Genomic DNA, 17769 nt, shown 5'->3' on the forward strand with positions numbered 1-17769 from the left:
TCCCCATGTGAGAGTAGGTCATCGTCAGGCACTTATTCAGAAACCCCAGCTTCGAAAGAAGCTGGGGTTTTTCTTTGTCCGGCACATGATCGCTGCGGGCTGCGGGCTGCGGGCTGCGGGCTGCGTTATCGATAAGCCGCGAAGTCCGCTAGAATATCGGTTTTTGCGCTAGGCGTATCCTGATGAGTATCGGTGACCTGATTCGTTTGCTCAGTGATGGCAACTATCATTCCGGCCAGCAGTTGGGTGAGCGTCTTGGCGTGTCGCGTACCGCAGTCTGGAAACAGCTCAAGAAGCTGGAGGCGATGAACCTGCCACTGGAGGCGGTCAAGGGGCGGGGCTATCGACTGGTCAACCCGCTGGATTCGCTCGACGGCGCCTACATCGTTTCCCGGTTGTCGGCCGAGACCCGACATCATCTCAAGCGGCTTTTCGTCGAGGATGTTCTCGACTCCACCAACACGTTCCTGCGCGATCGCTTCCGCCATGGTGCGGGTCACGGCGAGGTATGCCTGGCGGAGAGCCAGACGGCTGGGCGAGGCCGCCGAGGGAAGGTCTGGAGCACCAGCTGGGGGGAGAGTCTGATCCTGTCGCTGGGTTGGCGGTTCGAGTCCGGCGTGGCAGCTCTCGAGGGGCTGAGCCTTGCCGTCGGGGTGGTTCTGGCCGATGTCGTCGGTGACCTGGGTGTCGATGTTGCCCTGAAATGGCCCAACGACGTTCTGCTTGCCGTCGGTGACGAATGGCAGAAACTTGCCGGTATTCTGCTCGAGGTGACCGGAGACGTGGAAGGGCCTTGCGAAGTGGTCATTGGAATCGGCCTCAACGTCTCTGCGAGCGATACCGTTCGAGAGGCTGCGGGGCAGTCGGTGGGCGCACTCGCCGACGTGGTTCGCGCGCCCAAGCGCAATCATGTCGCGGCGGCGCTGATCGAGTCGCTGCTGATGATGTTGCCCGAGTTCGAGCGCCGGGGTTTCGGCGCCTGGCGCGCTGAATGGAACAGGCGGCACGCCTATGCGGGTCGATCCATTCGCATTCACCAGGGCTCCACGTCCTACATCGCCGAAGCGGTCGAGGTGGACCTCAGCGGCAACCTGATCGTGAAGACCGAAGCCGGCGAGCAGGCCCTCACGGGGGGCGAGATAAGCATCCGGCCGAAGTGATCCGCCCTGCGATCGTCGGCGAGCGTATGGGGAATCGAAGGCGCATGGCGTGGATGAACTGAGCGATGTCGAAAAGATGGCTTTCAAGCTTGCATTCGAAGGCTCGCTTTGACACAATGCGCCCCGCTTTGCGCGCAAGGCAATTGATGTTTGAGCCTGTTATCGCAATAAAAACAGACGCTTGACATCAATGAGCGGCAGTGTAAAATCTGTCGCCGGCATGGAGAGGTTCCCGAGTGGCCAAAGGGAGCAGACTGTAAATCTGCCGCGAAAGCTTCGAAGGTTCGAATCCTTCCCTCTCCACCAGTTTCGATGCAGAAGTTTTGCCGGTCTGTCTCGGCAAGCCGGAGTCAGAGCGGGTAGGCGGGTATAGTTCAATGGTAGAACCTCAGCCTTCCAAGCTGATGGTGTGGGTTCGATTCCCACTACCCGCTCCATTTGATGTTGAAGTGATTTAGGCTCATGTAGCTCAGGGGTAGAGCACACCCTTGGTAAGGGTGAGGTCGACGGTTCAATTCCGTCCATGAGCTCCATTTCAAGCATCGATGCCGATGTGCGAAAAGCGAGCCAGGAGCTCGCTTTTTTGGTGAAAAAGAAAAATGCCGGATGGGATTGCTTTTTCTGGCATCTCTTCGCTATCATAGCGCCCTCCTAATTTCCGGGTGCTTCTCGGAAGTGTAGTTGCAGGCCAGTAGCTCAATTGGCAGAGCAGCGGTCTCCAAAACCGCAGGTTGGGGGTTCGATTCCCTCCTGGCCTGCCAGTCTTCCCCAGGCTGGCTTGTATTTGATATCTTGTCTTGTTCGGTTATCGCGCCTTGAGTTGAGGAGTTTTCATGAAGCACAACGCCGAGGTGCAGCAGTCACGCTTCGACACTCCCAAATGGGTCGTCGTGGTGTTGCTGCTGGCAGTCGCGGTTGGCGGCAATGCGTGGTTCGCGGATCAGGCGTTGCTTTACCGCGTGCTGGGCGTCGTCGTCATCTGTGGTGTTGCCGCCGCGATCGCGTTGACCACGGCAAAGGGGCAGGCATTGATGGATCTGGCGCGAGGTTCCAAGCGTGAGATTCAGCGAGTGGTCTGGCCGACCCGACAAGAGACCATCCAGACGACGTTGATCGTACTGGCGGCCGTTCTTGTCGTGGGGCTGCTGCTGTGGCTTATCGATACCGTCCTGGGTTGGGCGATGTCCGGAATCATTGGCTAGGAGTTTTCATGTCCAAGCGTTGGTACGTCGTTCACGCCTATTCCGGTTTCGAGAAGCAGGTGATGCGTTCGCTGATCGAACGGGTAAAGCTCTACGAAGTCGAAGATCAGTTCGGTGACATCCTGGTTCCGACCGAGGAAGTCGTCGAGATGCGTGACGGCAAGCGCCGCAAGAGCGAGCGCAAGTTCTATCCCGGCTATGTGCTGGTCGAGATGGAGATGAACGAACAGACTTGGCACCTGGTCAACGAGACGCCCCGCGTCATGGGATTCATCGGCGGTACGCCGGAGAAGCCCGCCGCGATCACGCAGAAAGAAGCGGATGCGATTTTGCGCCGCGTCCAGGATGGCACCGACAAGCCACGCCCCAAGACACTCTTCGAGCCAGGCGAGACCGTTCGTGTCGTCGATGGCCCCTTCGCCGATTTCAACGGCGTCGTGGAAGAGGTCAATTACGAAAAGAGTCGCCTGCAGGTCAGCGTGCTGATCTTCGGACGCTCGACGCCGGTGGAGCTGGAATTCGTCCAGGTGGTCAAGGACTGACCGGCGTCGTATTGAGTTCATCGCAGCGCCATCCGGTGCTGCGTTATCGTTGCCGGTCGTCGTGCCGGTTGAATTGGGGAGCCGCAAGGCGTCCGTACCCGACTGGAGTTCAAAATGGCTAAGAAAGTCCAGGCCTACATCAAGCTGCAGGTCGCAGCTGGCAAGGCCAATCCGAGTCCGCCCGTGGGCCCTGCGCTGGGTCAGCACGGCGTCAACATCATGGAATTCTGCAAGGCGTTCAACGCCGCGACTCAAGAGATTGAGCCGGGCCTGCCGACGCCGGTCGTGATCACCGTCTACAGCGATCGCAGCTTCACCTTCGTCACCAAGACGCCGCCGGCGGCCGTGTTGCTGAAGAAGGCAGCGGGCATCAAGTCCGGTTCCGGTGTGCCGAACAAGACCAAGGTCGGCACCGTGACGCGTGAACAGCTCGAAGAGATCGCCAAGACCAAGGAGCCGGATCTGACGGCCGCCAGTCTTGACGCTGCTGTTCGTACCATCGCTGGCAGTGCCCGCAGCATGGGCCTCAACGTGGAGGGCCTCTGATCATGGCAAAGCTGACAAAACGCGCTCAGATGATTCGCGAGAAGGTCGAGCCGGGTAAGGTTTACACCCTTGAAGAAGCCGTCGCGCTGCTCTCCGAGGTGTCCACGGTCAAGTTCAAGGAAGCCGTCGAGGTTTCCATCAACCTGGGCGTCGATCCGCGTAAATCCGACCAAGTCGTGCGTGGCGCCACCGTGCTGCCGAACGGAACCGGTCGTGACGTCCGCGTTGCCGTGTTCGCGCAAGGCGCCGCCGCCGACGCTGCCAAGGAAGCCGGTGCCGACATCGTTGGCATGGAAGATCTGGCCGAAGACGTCAAGAAAGGCAACATGAACTTCGACGTCGTCGTCGCTGCGCCGGATGCCATGCGCGTCGTGGGCCAGTTGGGCCAGATCCTGGGCCCGCGCGGCCTGATGCCGAACCCCAAGGTCGGCACCGTGACGCCGGACGTCGCCACCGCGGTCAAGAACGCCAAGGCGGGTCAGGTCCGTTTCCGTACCGACAAGAACGGCATCATCCATGCCTCCATCGGTAAGGTCGACTTCCCCGCTGACGCGCTCAAGGGCAACCTCGAAGCGCTGGTCAACGACCTCAAGCGTCTCAAGCCGAGCACGTCCAAGGGCATCTATCTCAAGAAACTGACCCTGTCCAGCACCATGGGCCCGGGTCTGACCGTCGATCACAGCGCTTACGCGTGATCGGCGACAACCAGGCAATAACTTTGCGGTCCCCGTGCGCTGTTTCGACGACTCGTGTCGTCCTGGCAGAGTGGGGCGGGGCACCGTCAAAGACCGCAGGTGACAGCGCTAGTCGCTGACTTAATGCCCCGCGAGGGGGCCTGCGCAGATGGTGTTGCTCGCCGAGTCAGGTGTGCAGCCATCATCCAAGACTTTCACCGCTGTCAGGTGAAAGAGATGGTAACCACCGGGTCGCGACGCCGTCGCCCCGGCACGAAGGAGTAACCACTGTGCCACTAGCACTCGAAGGCAAAAAAGCGATTGTTGCCGAGGTCAGTGAAGCCGCTAAGGACGCTCTTTCCGTCGTAGTTGCCGATTCTCGCGGCGTGACCGTTGGCGCAATGACCGATCTGCGCAAACAGGCTCGCGAGAATGGCGTCCAGATTCGTGTTGTCCGCAACACGCTGGCACGCCGTGCGCTGTCAGGCACTTCATGGGAGTGTCTGAACGAGACTTTCGCAGGCCCGACGCTGCTGGCCTTCTCCTACGAGCACCCCGGCGCTGCCGCGCGGCTGTTCAAGGAGTTCGGCAAGACGCAGAAGGAGTTCGAAGTCAAGGCGCTGGCTTACGAAGGGGAGATGATCCCGGCTGCCGATATCGACCGTCTGGCAACGCTGCCGACATACGATGAAGCGATCGCCAAGCTGATGTCCGTCATGAAGGAAGCTTCTGCCGGCAAGCTGGTTCGTACGCTTGCAGCACTTCGCGACCAGAAGCAGGAAGAAGCAGCCTGATTGGTGGCTCGTCCGCGCAGACTGGATCGACTATTGAATCAACGAGCGCTTGGCCGATACCGGTTGGGGCTCCGCAAAGTTTAGGAATCTGAAAATGGCACTTTCTCAAGAAGACATCATCAACGCCGTTGCCGAAATGTCCGTGATGGAAGTTGCGGAACTGGTTTCTGCAATGGAAGAGAAGTTCGGCGTCTCTGCAGCGGCTGCTGTCGTCGCCGGTCCTGGCGGCGGTGGTGAAGCTGCTGCTGAAGAGCAGACCGAGTTCTCCGTCGTTCTGACCGCTGCCGGTGACAAGAAAGTCAACGTCATCAAGGTCGTCCGCGAAATCACCGGTCTGGGCCTGAAAGAAGCCAAGGGTGCCGTCGACGGCGCTCCGGCGACTATCAAGGAAGGTCTGTCCAAGGACGACGCTGAAGAAGCCAAGAAGAAGCTGGAAGAAGCTGGCGCTTCTGTGGAGCTCAAGTAACTCTGTGCTCACGGCTTCACGCGCTGCGTAAGCGCCACGGCTGGTGGCGGGCCTACCCGCTGCCGGCCTTTTTCTGTTTTTGCTAGCCTGGCGTTAGTACGCCTGATCCGGGGTCGACCTCCCGGTACAGGATTGTAGCCACTAGACGAATTCCGACGGCGAGCTCCCTCTTTTGGGAGGCTTGCCGTCAGCGCCTAACGGGGGTAGCCCGCGTTAGGGAGCGCCGACCACGCACCGGTCACCCATGGTGAACAAGCTGGGGAATACAGATGGCTTACTCATACACTGAGAAAAAACGCATCCGCAAGGATTTCGGCAAACTGCCTCAAGTAATGGATGTGCCCTACCTGCTGGCCATCCAGCTTGATTCCTATTACGACTTTCTCCAGCAGGACCGGGCGCCGGAAGAGCGTCTCGAGACCGGTCTCCATGCGGCTTTCAAGTCCGTATTTCCGATCGAGAGCTTTTCAGGCAATGCGGCGCTCGAGTATGTCAGTTACCGCTTCGGTACCCCGGCGTTCGACGTCAAGGAGTGCCAACTGCGTGGCGTGACCTATTCGGCACCGCTGCGTGTCAAGGTTCGCCTGATCATCTACGACAAAGAGTCGTCGAACAAGGCCATCAAGGACATCAAGGAGCAGGAAGTCTACATGGGGGAGATCCCCCTGATGACCGAGAATGGCACGTTCGTGGTCAACGGTACCGAACGCGTCATCGTCTCCCAGCTCCATCGCTCGCCGGGTGTGTTCTTCGATCACGACAAGGGTAAGAGCCACTCCTCCGGGAAGCTGCTTTATTCCGCGCGCATCATTCCTTACCGCGGCTCCTGGCTGGATTTCGAGTTCGATCCGAAAGACAACGTCTTCGTGCGTATCGACCGTCGCCGCAAGCTGCCGGCGACCGTGCTGATGCGCGCGCTCGGCATGAGCGCCGAGGAGATCCTCGATACCTTCTTCGATACCAGCACGTTCCATATCGAAAGCGACGGAATTTTCGTCGAGCTGGTGCCGTCCCGGTTGCGTGGTGAAACCGCGACCTTCGACATCAAGGACACCGACGGCAACGTCATCGTCGAAGAGGGACGCCGCATCACCCAGAAGCACATCCGTCAGTTGGAGAGTGCCGGGATCGAGCGGCTGCAGGTGCCGATGGACTACCTGTTCGGCAAGACGCTGGCCAAGGATCAGGTCGATGCCAATACCGGCGAGCTGATCTGCGAGTGCAATACCGAGCTGACGCCGGAGCTGGTCGAGAAGCTGGGGCAGGGCGGCGTCACCAAGCTGGAGACGCTCTACACCAACGATCTCGACGCGGGCTCGTTCATCTCCGATACGCTGAAGGTGGACACCACGCGCTCCGCACTGGAAGCGCTGGTCGAGATCTACCGCATGATGCGTCCCGGCGAGCCGCCCACCAAGGAAGCGGCCGAGACGCTGTTCCACAACCTGTTCTTCACCGAAGACCGCTACGACCTGTCGGGCGTCGGCCGGATGAAGTTCAACCGTCGTCTGCGTCGCGAGTCCGACACCGGTTCCGGCGTGCTCGACAACCAGGACATCCTCGATGTCCTCAAAGAGCTGATCAACATCCGTAACGGCTTCGGCGAAGTCGACGATATCGATCACCTGGGCAACCGTCGTATCCGCTGTGTCGGCGAGATGGCGGAGAACCAGTTCCGCGTCGGCCTGGTGCGCGTCGAGCGTGCGGTCAAGGAGCGTCTCTCCATGGCGGAGAGCGAAGGCCTGATGCCGCAGGATCTGATCAATGCCAAGCCGGTGGCAGCGGCGGTGAAGGAGTTCTTCGGCTCCTCCCAGCTGTCCCAGTTCATGGACCAGAACAACCCGCTCTCCGAGGTGACGCACAAGCGTCGTGTCTCCGCGCTCGGGCCGGGTGGTCTGACCCGTGAGCGTGCCGGCTTCGAGGTACGTGACGTTCACGCCACGCACTACGGTCGCCTGTGTCCGATCGAAACGCCGGAAGGTCCGAACATCGGCCTGATCAACTCGTTGGCGACCTATTCCAAGACCAACAGCTACGGTTTCCTCGAGACGCCGTATCGCAAGGTCGTGGATCGTCAGCTGACCGACGAGATCGTGCATCTGTCGGCGATCGAGGAAGGCGACTTCATCATCGCCCAGGCTTCGGCGACGGTCGACGAGAGCAACAAGCTGATCGACGACCTGGTCCAGGTTCGCCACAAGGGTGAGACCACCTTCATGGCACCGGACAAGGTCACGCTGATGGACGTGTCTCCGCGCCAGGTGGTCTCGGTCGCCGCCGCGCTGATTCCGTTCCTCGAGCACGATGACGCCAACCGCGCCCTGATGGGCTCGAACATGCAGCGTCAGGCGGTGCCGACCCTGCGCGCCGACAAGCCGCTGGTGGGTACCGGGATGGAGCGCTTCGTGGCGCGTGACTCCGGCGTCTGCGCCGTGGCGCGTCGTGGCGGCGTGATCGACTCCGTCGATGCCAAGCGCGTCGTGGTCCGGATCAACGAAGACGAGATCATCGGTGGCGAAGCCGGTGTCGACATCTACAACCTGACCAAGTACGTGCGTTCCAACCAGAACACCTGTCAGAACCAGCGCCCGATCGTGCGCCCGGGCGACAAGGTGGCGCGGGGCGACATCCTGGCCGACGGCCCGTCCGTCGACATGGGTGACCTGGCGCTGGGGCAGAACATGCGTCTCGCGTTCATGCCGTGGAACGGCTACAACTTCGAGGACTCCATCCTCGTCTCCGAGCGCGTGGTCGAGGACGATCGTTTCACCACGATCCATATCCAGGAACTGACCTGCGTCTCCCGCGACACCAAGCTGGGGGCGGAAGAGATCACCTCGGATATCCCCAACGTCGGCGAGTCGGCGCTGGGCAAGCTGGACGAAGCTGGCGTGGTCTACATCGGCGCCGAAGTCGGCGCGGGCGACATCCTGGTCGGCAAGGTCACGCCCAAGGGCGAGACCCAGCTGACGCCGGAAGAGAAGCTGCTGCGGGCGATCTTCGGCGAGAAGGCGTCCGACGTGAAGGACACCTCGCTGCGCGCGCCCACCGGCATGCGCGGTACCGTCATCGACGTCCAGGTGTTCACCCGCGATGGCGTCGAGAAGGACTCCCGCGCGCTCTCCATAGAGCAGCAGCAGCTCGACGAGGTGCGTCGTGACCTGCAGGAGACCTATCGCATCGCCGAGGAAGCGACTTTCGAGCGTCTCCAGCGCACGCTGGACGGGCAGCCGGTCAATGGCGGTCCGAAACTCAAGAAGGGAGATGTCCTGAGCGAAGACTATCTCGACGAGCTGCCGCGTCAGCAGTGGTTCAAGCTGCGGATGCAGGACGAGACGCTCAACGAGCTGCTGGCCCAGGCCGACGAGCAGCTGGAAAATCGCCGCAAGGAGATGGACGAGCGTTTCGAGGACAAGAAGCGCAAGCTCACCCAGGGCGACGACCTCGCGCCGGGCGTGCTCAAGATCGTCAAGGTCTACCTGGCGGTGAAGCGTCGCATCCAGCCGGGCGACAAGATGGCCGGTCGCCACGGTAACAAGGGTGTCATCTCCGCGATCATGCCGATCGAGGACATGCCGTTCGACGACAACGGCCAGCCGGTCGACGTGGTGCTCAACCCGCTGGGCGTACCGTCACGCATGAACGTCGGTCAGATCCTCGAGACCCACCTGGGCATGGCGGCCCACGGCCTCGGCGTCAAGATCGACCGAATGCTGCGTGATGCGCGCGAACAGCAGGTCAGCGAGATTCGCGGCTTCCTCAAGCAGGTCTACAACACCCAGGAGACGCGTCAGGAGGACATCGACTCCCTGACCGATGACGAGATCATCACCCTGGCCAAGAACCTGCGCGGCGGCGTGCCGATCGCGACGCCGGTGTTCGACGGCGCCAAGGAGCACGAGATCAAGCATCTGCTGAAGCTCGCCGATCTGCCGGACTCCGGCCAGATGACGCTCTACGACGGCCGTACCGGCGAGTCGTTCGATCGTCCGGTGACCGTGGGCTACATGTACATGCTGAAGCTCAACCACCTGGTCGACGACAAGATGCACGCGCGTTCCACCGGCTCCTACTCGCTGGTCACCCAGCAGCCGCTGGGCGGCAAGGCGCAGTTCGGCGGACAGCGCTTCGGTGAGATGGAAGTGTGGGCACTCGAGGCGTACGGCGCCGCCTACACCCTGCAGGAGATGCTCACCGTCAAGTCGGATGACGTCGAGGGTCGAACCAAGATGTACAAGAGCATCGTGGATGGCGACCACACCATGCAGGCCGGTATGCCGGAATCCTTCAATGTGCTGGTGAAGGAAATCCGCTCGCTGGGTATCGACATCGAATTGGAAAGCTAAGACCGGCACAGTCGATCGATAGCGACGGTTTGCGGGGCGAGCGAGTGATTCGCGGCCCCGCTCATGACAACTCCGCAACGGAGCGATCCCATGAAAGATTTGGTGAAAGTCCTCAAGTCACAGGCGCAATCTGACGAGTTCGACGCGATCAAGATCACGCTCGCGTCGCCGGAAATGATTCGCTCCTGGTCATACGGCGAAGTCAAGAAGCCGGAGACCATCAACTACCGTACGTTCAAGCCTGAGCGTGACGGTCTGTTCTGCGCCAAGATCTTCGGGCCGGTCAAGGATTACGAGTGCCTGTGCGGCAAGTACAAGCGCATGAAGCATCGCGGCATCATCTGCGAGAAGTGTGGGGTCGAAGTGACCAAGGCCGCGGTTCGCCGCGAGCGCATGGGCCACATCGAGCTGGCCTCGCCGGTGGCGCACATCTGGTTTCTGAAGTCGCTGCCGTCACGCATCGGCATGTTCCTGGACATGACCCTGCGCGACATCGAGCGCGTGCTCTATTTCGAATCGTTCGTCGTGATCGATCCGGGCATGACCACCCTCGAGCGCGGCCAGTTGCTCAATGACGAGCAGTACTTCGAGGCGCTGGAAGAGTTCGGCGACGACTTCGATGCGCGCATGGGCGCCGAAGCCGTGCAGGCCCTGCTCAAGGATATCGATCTGGAAGAGGAGATCGATCGGCTGCGCGAGGAGATTCCGCAGACCAACTCCGAGACCAAGATCAAGAAGCTCTCCAAGCGCCTCAAGCTGCTGGAAGCCTTCTACAAGTCCGGCAATGCGCCGGCGTGGATGGTCATGGAAGTGCTGCCGGTGCTGCCGCCGGATCTGCGCCCGCTGGTGCCGCTGGACGGCGGTCGTTTCGCGACCTCGGATCTCAACGATCTGTACCGCCGCGTGATCAACCGCAACAACCGCCTCAAGCGGCTGCTCGACCTCAACGCGCCGGACATCATCGTGCGCAACGAGAAGCGCATGTTGCAGGAGTCGGTGGACGCACTGCTCGACAACGGTCGTCGTGGCCGCGCCATCACCGGTTCCAACAAGCGCCCGCTGAAGTCGCTGGCCGACATGATCAAGGGCAAGCAGGGGCGTTTCCGCCAGAACCTGCTGGGCAAGCGTGTCGACTACTCCGGTCGTTCGGTCATCACCGTGGGTCCGACGCTGCGCCTGCATCAGTGCGGTCTGCCCAAGAAGATGGCGCTGGAGCTGTTCAAGCCGTTCATCTACTCCAAGCTGCAGGGCAGCGGGCAGGCGTCCACGATCAAGGCCGCCAAGAAGATGGTCGAGCGCGAGCTGCCGGAAGTGTGGGACATCCTCGCCGACGTCATCCGCGAGCATCCGGTGCTGCTCAACCGTGCACCGACCCTGCACCGTCTCGGCATCCAGGCGTTCGAGCCGCTGCTGATTGAAGGCAAGGCGATCCAGCTGCACCCGCTGGTCTGTGCCGCCTACAACGCCGACTTCGACGGCGACCAGATGGCCGTCCACGTGCCGCTGACGCTGGAGTCCCAGCTCGAGGCGCGCGCGTTGATGATGTCCACCAACAACGTGCTGTCGCCGGCCAACGGCGAGCCGATCATCGTGCCGTCCCAGGACGTCGTGCTCGGCCTCTACTACATGACCCGCGAGCGGATCGGCGCCAAGGGTGAAGGCAAGGCCTTCTCCAACCTCAACGAGCTGGATCGCGCCTTCGCGACCCAGAACGTGTCGCTGCACGCCCGGGTCAAGGTGCGCCTGACCGAGTGGCTCTCCGACGAGAAGGATGGCGAGATCACCGAGCTGACCGAGACCGTCTCGATCAAGGACACCACCGTCGGCCGGGCGCTGCTGTTCCGCATCCTGCCGAAGGGCATGCCGTTCGAGCTGGTCGACCGTCCGATGAAGAAGAAGGCGATCTCCGGCCTGATCAACGAGGTCTACCGCCGCACCGGCCTCAAGGACGCGGTCATCTTCGCCGACCAACTGATGTACACCGGCTTCCGTCTGGCGACCTGGTCCGGCGCCTCCATCGGCGTTAACGACTTCGTCATCCCGGATGCCAAGGCCGAGATCGTCGACGCGGCCGAAGATGAGGTCAAGGAGATCGAGGATCAGTTCTCCTCCGGTCTGGTGACTGCGGGCGAGAAGTACAACAAGGTCATCGACATCTGGTCCAAGGCCAACGACAAGGTGGCCAAGGCGATGATGGCCGGTATCTCGAAAGAGACCGTCACCGATCGCGACGGCAACCAGGTCGAGCAGGACTCGTTCAACAGCGTGTTCATCATGGCCGATTCCGGTGCCCGTGGTAGCGCGGCCCAGATCCGTCAGCTGGCGGGCATGCGTGGCCTGATGGCCAAGCCGGACGGCTCGATCATCGAAACGCCGATCACCGCCAACTTCCGTGAAGGCCTGAACGTACTCCAGTACTTCATCTCCACCCACGGCGCGCGTAAGGGCCTGGCGGACACCGCACTCAAGACCGCCAACTCCGGTTACCTGACCCGGCGTCTGGTCGACGTGGCGCAGGACCTGGTCATCACCGAAGAGGACTGCGGCACCGAAGAGGGCCTCACCCTGCACCCGGTGATCGAGGGCGGCGACGTCATCGTCTCACTGGCGCAGCGCGTGCTGGGTCGCGTCGTGGCACAGGACGTCATCGATCCGCAGACCGAGGACGTCCTGATCGCCCGCGGCACGCTGCTCGACGAAGCCTGGTGCGAGCGTCTCGACACCATGGGCGTCGACGAGATCATCGTGCGCAGCCCGATCAGTTGCGAGACGTCTCATGGCGTCTGCTCGGCCTGTTACGGTCGCGATCTGGCCCGTGGCCACCAGGCCAACATCGGCGAAGCGGTGGGTGTCATCGCCGCCCAGTCGATCGGTGAGCCGGGTACTCAGCTGACCATGCGTACGTTCCACATCGGGGGCGCGGCATCGCGTGCTTCCGCCGTGGACAGCGTCCAGGTCAAGCACGGCGGCAGCGTGCGCCTGCACAACATCAAGTCGGTCGAGCGTGCCGATGGCAAGCTGATCGTGGTTTCCCGCTCCAGTGCCCTGGCCGTCGCCGACGACCACGGCCGTGAGCGCGAGTACTACAAGCTGCCCTACGGCGCCGAGCTGTCGGTCAAGGATGGCGATCACGTCGAAGGCGGCCAGGTCGTCGCCAAGTGGGATCCGCACACCCACCCGGTCGTTGCCGAGGTGCAGGGCAAGGCGCAGTTCACGGACATGACCGAAGGTCTGACCATGACCCGCACGGTCGACGAAATGACCGGCCTGTCCAACATCGAGGTGATCGAGTCGGCGGCACGTCCGGCCTCCGGCCGCGACAAGCGCCCGATGATCATGCTGGTGGGCGAGGACGGTCAGCACGTCACGCTGCCGGGTTCCAACACGCCGGTGCAGTACCTGATGCCGGGCCGTGCCATCGTCGCGGTGGAGAACGGCACCGAGATCGGCGTGGGTGAAGTCATCGCGCGTATCCCGCTGGAGGCGTCCGGCAACAAGGACATCACCGGGGGGCTGCCGCGCGTTGCCGACCTGTTCGAGGCGCGCAAGCCGAAGGAGCCCTCCATCCTCGCCGAGATCAGCGGCACGATCAGCTTCGGCAAGGAGACCAAGGGCAAGCGTCGTCTGACGATCACGCCGGAAGAGGGCGATCCGCTGGAGATGCTGATCCCGAAATGGCGTCAGATCGGGGTGTTCGAGGGCGAGACGGTCGAGAAGGGCGAGATCATCTCCGACGGCCCCAGCAACCCGCACGACATTCTGCGGCTGCTGGGCGTAGCGGAGCTGGCCAAGTACATCACCGTCGAGATCCAGGACGTCTATCGCCTGCAGGGCGTGAGCATCAACGACAAGCACATCGAAGTCATCGTGCGTCAGATGCTGCGCAAGGTCGAGATCACCGACTCCGGCGATTCGACCTTCATCCCGGGCGACCAGGTCGAGCTGGTGCGGGTGCTCGAGGAGAACGCCCGTCTCGAGCAGGAAGAGAAGTTCCCGGCCAAGTACGAGCGCCTGCTGCTGGGTATCACCAAGGCCTCGTTGGCCACCGAGTCGTTCATCTCCGCGGCATCGTTCCAGGAGACGACCCGCGTGCTGACCGAAGCCGCGGTGACCGGCAAGCGCGACTACCTGCGCGGTCTGAAGGAAAACGTGGTGGTCGGCCGTCTGATTCCGGCAGGAACCGGGCTCGCCCACCACGACGAGCGGCGTCGCAAGCGCGAGGAGTCCGAGCGCACGCTGCAGCCGTCGGCGTTCGATGTCGAGCAGGAGCTGGGCGCCCAGCTCACCGCGCTCGATGCCGATGACGACGATCTCTAGGTCGTGATTCCGGGCCGCCCGCCCTCGGGTGGGTGGCCTTGACGGGTCTCATGACAACTGATTAGAATGCGCAGCCTTTATGTAGGGGTAGTGCAACCGGCCGATGCAAAGGCCGTGCGCCAAGACCTGGCATAAGGCAAGGCAACCCATTGGAGTCAGCTAAACATTATGGCAACGATTAACCAGCTCGTGCGCAAGCCGCGCAAGCGCCCGGTCGTGACAAGCGACGTGCCGGCGCTGCAGGCTTGCCCGCAACGTCGTGGGGTCTGCACCCGCGTCTACACCACTACGCCCAAGAAGCCGAACTCGGCGCTGCGTAAGGTGTGTCGTGTGCGTCTCACCAACGGCTACGAAGTCAGCTCTTACATCGGCGGCGAAGGCCACAACCTGCAGGAGCACTCCGTGGTCCTGATCCGTGGCGGTCGCGTCAAGGATTTGCCGGGTGTGCGCTATCACACCGTGCGCGGCGCTCTCGACACCTCCGGTGTCCAGAACCGTAAGCAGGGCCGTTCCAAGTACGGCACCAAGCGTCCCAAGTCCTGATCCGGACGCCGTCACCAATCATTATCGGTCAGATAAGAGTAAGGTCGGCCGCTACCGCTAACCAGCGATGAGTCGTGCCGGGTTTACCTGAACGACCCTTAACTAGAGGGCTTATCATGCCAAGAAGAAGAGTTGCCGCTAAGCGCGAGATCCTTCCCGATCCCAAGTTCGGAAGTGAGCGCCTGGCCAAGTTCATGAACCACCTGATGATCAGCGGCAAGAAGTCCGTGGCTGAACGTATCGTTTACGGCGCGTTGGACCGGGTTGCCGAGCGCAGTAACGAAGCGCCGCTGGACATTTTCGACAAGTCGCTGGAAGCCATTCAGCCGATGGTCGAGGTCAAGTCTCGCCGTGTCGGCGGCGCGACTTACCAGGTGCCGGTCGAGGTTCGTCCGTCACGTCGCCAGGCGCTGGCCATGCGCTGGCTGGTCGACGCCGCCCGCAGCCGTGGTGAAAAGACCATGGTGCAACGTCTTGCTGGCGAAATGCTGGACGCCGCCGAAGGTAAAGGCGCTGCTGTGAAGAAGCGTGAAGACGTGCACCGCATGGCAGATGCCAACAAGGCCTTCTCCCACTACCGCTTCTAATCAACGGGGACTTCCATCGTGGCACGCAAGACACCACTCAAGCGTTATCGCAACATCGGTATCGTTGCCCACGTCGACGCTGGCAAGACGACGACTACCGAGCGTGTCCTGTTCTATACCGGCCTGTCCCACAAGGTGGGCGAGGTTCATGAGGGCGCTGCCGTCATGGACTGGATGGAGCAGGAGCAGGAGCGTGGCATCACGATCACCTCCGCGGCGACCACCTGCTTCTGGCAGGGCATGAGCAAGCAGTTCGACGAGCACCGTATCAATATCATCGATACGCCGGGGCACGTCGACTTCACGATCGAAGTCGAACGTTCTCTGCGCGTGCTGGATGGTGCGGTCGTCGTGCTGTGCGGCTCTTCCGGCGTGCAGCCGCAGACCGAGACCGTCTGGCGCCAGGCCAACAAGTACGAAGTACCGCGCATGGTGTTCGTCAACAAGATGGACCGTGCCGGCGCCGACTACTACATGGTGCTGGATCAGCTGAAGGACCGTCTGGGCGCCAATGTCGTCCCGATCCAGATCAACTGGGGCGCGGAAGACGAGTTCAAGGGCGTGGTCGACCTCATCCAGATGAAGGCGATTCTCTGGGACGAGGAAAACTTCGGCATGAACTACGAGTTGGTCGATATCCCGGCCGACCTGCAGGAAACCGCCGAGAAGTACCGCGAGCAGATGGTCGAAGCCGCGGCCGAAGCCAACGAAGAACTGATGGACAAGTACCTCGAAGAGGGTGACCTGTCGATCGAGGACATCAAGGCCGGTCTGCGTGCACGTACGCTCGCCAACGAGATCGTGCTCGTGACCTGCGGCTCCGCGTTCAAGAACAAGGGCGTCCAGGCCGTTCTGGACTGCGTCATCGAATACCTGCCGTCGCCGACCGAAGTCAAGGCGATCGAGGGTGAGCTCGATGACAAGGACGGCACCATCGCGACACGCGAGGCGGACGACAGTGCGCCTTTCGCGGCGCTGGCGTTCAAGATCGCCACCGATCCCTTCGTCGGGACCCTGACCTTCATGCGCGTCTACTCCGGCGTGCTGAAGTCCGGCGACAGCATCTTCAACTCCGTGAAGTCGAAGAAAGAGCGTGTCGGCCGTATCGTGCAGATGCACGCCAACTCGCGCGAAGAGATCAAAGAGGTCTACGCCGGCGACATCGCCGCCTGTATCGGCCTCAAGGACGTCACGACCGGCGACACGCTGTGTGACCTGAACGACAAGATCGTTCTCGAGCGGATGGAGTTCCCGGAGCCGGTCATCTCCGTCGCCGTCGAGCCGAAGTCCAAGCCCGACCAGGAGAAGATGGGGGTCGCCCTCGGCAAGCTGGCGCAGGAGGATCCCTCCTTCCGTGTCCAGACCGACGAGGAGACGGGCCAGACCATCATCTCGGGCATGGGCGAGTTGCACCTCGATATCATCGTCGACCGCATGCGTCGCGAGTTCAAGGTCGAGGCCAACATCGGCAAGCCGCAGGTTGCCTATCGTGAAACCATCCGCCAGTCGGTGGAGCAGGAAGGCAAGTTCGTTCGTCAGTCAGGTGGTCGCGGCCAGTACGGTCACGTCTGGTTGCGCATCGAGCCGCTGACGGCCGAAGACAAGGGCGAGGACGAGGAGATGTCCTTCAAGTTCGCGTCCGAGATCGTCGGTGGTGTCGTACCCAAGGAGTACGTGCCGGCCGTCGAGAAAGGGGCTTACGAACAGCTCAAGAACGGCGTTATCGCGGGTTACCCGATGATCGACGTCAAGGTGACGCTGTTCGATGGCTCCTACCATGACGTGGACTCCAACGAGACTGCGTTCAAGGTCGCCTCGTCCATGGCGATCAAGGAAGGTGCTCGTAAGGCTAAGGCCGTGTTGCTCGAGCCGGTAATGAAGGTCGAAGTCGTGACTCCCGAGGATTTCATGGGTGATGTCATGGGCGACCTCAACCGCCGACGTGGCCTTGTGCAGGGCATGGATGACTCCTCTTCTGGCAAGGTCATTCGCGCCACGGTTCCGTTGGCTGAGATGTTCGGTTATGCAACCGATCTGCGTTCTCAGACCCAGGGACGCGCAAGCTACACCATGGAGTTTGCGAATTACGAAGAGGCGCCCTCCAGCGTCGTTGATGCCGTCATCAATCAGAACGGTTAACCGTTAGCTAACGTAAAGAGGTTATAGCAGTGGCTAAGGCAAAATTTGAACGCTCCAAACCGCACGTCAACGTCGGCACCATCGGTCACGTCGACCACGGTAAGACGACTCTGACGGCAGCTCTGACCCGTGTTTCCGCCGAAGTCTTCGGTGGCGAATGGCGTCAGTTCGACTCGATCGACAACGCTCCGGAAGAGCGCGAGCGCGGTATCACCATCGCGACCGCTCACGTCGAGTACCAGTCCGAAGTTCGCCACTACGCGCACGTCGACTGCCCGGGACACGCCGACTACGTCAAGAACATGATCACCGGTGCTGCGCAGATGGATGGCGCCATCCTGGTCTGTTCCGCCGCTGACGGCCCGATGCCGCAGACGCGCGAGCACATCCTGCTGTCCCGTCAGGTTGGCGTTCCGTACATCGTCGTGTTCCTGAACAAGGCCGACATGGTCG

13 protein-coding genes and 4 tRNA genes are annotated in these 17769 nt (G+C 61.6%); all 17 read left to right on the forward strand.

Features of this window, described 5'->3' with window-relative positions:
• The first annotated feature begins 182 nt into the window (after nt 1-182).
• On the forward strand, nt 183-1160 hold the full coding sequence (locus Q0602_RS14740; RefSeq protein WP_298844874.1) for a biotin--[acetyl-CoA-carboxylase] ligase: 978 nt from the start codon (nt 183-185) through the stop codon (nt 1158-1160).
• A gap of 222 nt (nt 1161-1382) precedes the next feature.
• Nucleotides 1383-1466 (forward strand) — tRNA-Tyr (locus tag Q0602_RS14745).
• A gap of 57 nt (nt 1467-1523) precedes the next feature.
• A tRNA-Gly gene (locus Q0602_RS14750) sits at nt 1524-1597 on the forward strand.
• 21 nt (nt 1598-1618) lie between these two features.
• Nucleotides 1619-1693 (forward strand) — tRNA-Thr (locus Q0602_RS14755).
• Between the two features lie 152 nt (nt 1694-1845).
• Nucleotides 1846-1921 (forward strand) — tRNA-Trp (locus tag Q0602_RS14760).
• Nucleotides 1922-1993: 72 nt separating this feature from the next.
• Complete coding sequence (secE, locus tag Q0602_RS14765) at nt 1994-2362, forward strand: preprotein translocase subunit SecE (RefSeq protein WP_295041176.1); 369 nt, start codon at nt 1994-1996, stop codon at nt 2360-2362.
• Nucleotides 2363-2370: 8 nt separating this feature from the next.
• Nucleotides 2371-2904, forward strand: coding sequence for a transcription termination/antitermination protein NusG (gene nusG / locus Q0602_RS14770; protein WP_110603282.1), 534 nt, complete (start codon nt 2371-2373; stop codon nt 2902-2904).
• A 114-nt stretch (nt 2905-3018) separates the two neighbouring features.
• On the forward strand, nt 3019-3450 hold the full coding sequence (rplK, locus tag Q0602_RS14775) for a 50S ribosomal protein L11 (RefSeq protein WP_110603284.1): 432 nt from the start codon (nt 3019-3021) through the stop codon (nt 3448-3450).
• Between the two features lie 2 nt (nt 3451-3452).
• Nucleotides 3453-4145 carry a 50S ribosomal protein L1 gene (rplA, locus tag Q0602_RS14780; protein WP_110603286.1) on the forward strand — a complete coding sequence of 231 codons (693 nt, stop codon included), beginning with the start codon at nt 3453-3455 and terminating at the stop codon, nt 4143-4145.
• 269 nt (nt 4146-4414) lie between these two features.
• Nucleotides 4415-4918 carry a 50S ribosomal protein L10 gene (rplJ, locus tag Q0602_RS14785; protein WP_110603288.1) on the forward strand — a complete coding sequence of 168 codons (504 nt, stop codon included), beginning with the start codon at nt 4415-4417 and terminating at the stop codon, nt 4916-4918.
• A 94-nt stretch (nt 4919-5012) separates the two neighbouring features.
• On the forward strand, nt 5013-5384 hold the full coding sequence (gene rplL, locus Q0602_RS14790; RefSeq protein ID WP_075571399.1) for a 50S ribosomal protein L7/L12: 372 nt from the start codon (nt 5013-5015) through the stop codon (nt 5382-5384).
• Nucleotides 5385-5653: 269 nt separating this feature from the next.
• On the forward strand, nt 5654-9730 hold the full coding sequence (gene rpoB / locus Q0602_RS14795) for a DNA-directed RNA polymerase subunit beta (protein WP_298844881.1): 4077 nt from the start codon (nt 5654-5656) through the stop codon (nt 9728-9730).
• 90 nt (nt 9731-9820) lie between these two features.
• Nucleotides 9821-14047 carry a DNA-directed RNA polymerase subunit beta' gene (rpoC, locus tag Q0602_RS14800; RefSeq protein ID WP_298844883.1) on the forward strand — a complete coding sequence of 1409 codons (4227 nt, stop codon included), beginning with the start codon at nt 9821-9823 and terminating at the stop codon, nt 14045-14047.
• A 168-nt stretch (nt 14048-14215) separates the two neighbouring features.
• The gene (rpsL, locus tag Q0602_RS14805; protein ID WP_149436415.1) at nt 14216-14590 is read left to right on the forward strand and encodes a 30S ribosomal protein S12; all 375 of its coding nucleotides are present in this window, start codon (nt 14216-14218) and stop codon (nt 14588-14590) included.
• A gap of 116 nt (nt 14591-14706) precedes the next feature.
• Nucleotides 14707-15177, forward strand: coding sequence for a 30S ribosomal protein S7 (gene rpsG, locus Q0602_RS14810; protein WP_110603297.1), 471 nt, complete (start codon nt 14707-14709; stop codon nt 15175-15177).
• An 18-nt stretch (nt 15178-15195) separates the two neighbouring features.
• The gene (gene fusA, locus Q0602_RS14815; RefSeq protein ID WP_149436416.1) at nt 15196-17316 is read left to right on the forward strand and encodes an elongation factor G; all 2121 of its coding nucleotides are present in this window, start codon (nt 15196-15198) and stop codon (nt 17314-17316) included.
• A gap of 29 nt (nt 17317-17345) precedes the next feature.
• A partial coding sequence (locus Q0602_RS14820) for a GTP-binding protein (RefSeq protein ID WP_298844886.1) occupies nt 17346-17769 on the forward strand: 424 nt, incomplete at its 3' end.

Source organism: uncultured Salinicola sp. (assembly GCF_937921195.1).
In the GTDB taxonomy this organism is placed as follows: domain Bacteria; phylum Pseudomonadota; class Gammaproteobacteria; order Pseudomonadales; family Halomonadaceae; genus Salinicola.

Excerpts from the sequence above, each read along its gene's own strand:
- secE (WP_295041176.1), top strand. The coding sequence starts at position 1,994 with ATGAAGCACAACGCCGAGGTGCAGCAGTCACGCTTCGACACTCCCAAA.
- rplL (WP_075571399.1), top strand. The coding sequence starts at position 5,013 with ATGGCACTTTCTCAAGAAGACATCATCAACGCCGTTGCCGAAATGTCC.
- rpsG (WP_110603297.1), top strand. The coding sequence starts at position 14,707 with ATGCCAAGAAGAAGAGTTGCCGCTAAGCGCGAGATCCTTCCCGATCCC.
- rpoB (WP_298844881.1), top strand. The coding sequence starts at position 5,654 with ATGGCTTACTCATACACTGAGAAAAAACGCATCCGCAAGGATTTCGGC.
- rplA (WP_110603286.1), top strand. The coding sequence starts at position 3,453 with ATGGCAAAGCTGACAAAACGCGCTCAGATGATTCGCGAGAAGGTCGAG.
- Q0602_RS14740 (WP_298844874.1), top strand. The coding sequence starts at position 183 with ATGAGTATCGGTGACCTGATTCGTTTGCTCAGTGATGGCAACTATCAT.
- rpoC (WP_298844883.1), top strand. The coding sequence starts at position 9,821 with ATGAAAGATTTGGTGAAAGTCCTCAAGTCACAGGCGCAATCTGACGAG.
- rpsL (WP_149436415.1), top strand. The coding sequence starts at position 14,216 with ATGGCAACGATTAACCAGCTCGTGCGCAAGCCGCGCAAGCGCCCGGTC.
- nusG (WP_110603282.1), top strand. The coding sequence starts at position 2,371 with ATGTCCAAGCGTTGGTACGTCGTTCACGCCTATTCCGGTTTCGAGAAG.
- rplK (WP_110603284.1), top strand. The coding sequence starts at position 3,019 with ATGGCTAAGAAAGTCCAGGCCTACATCAAGCTGCAGGTCGCAGCTGGC.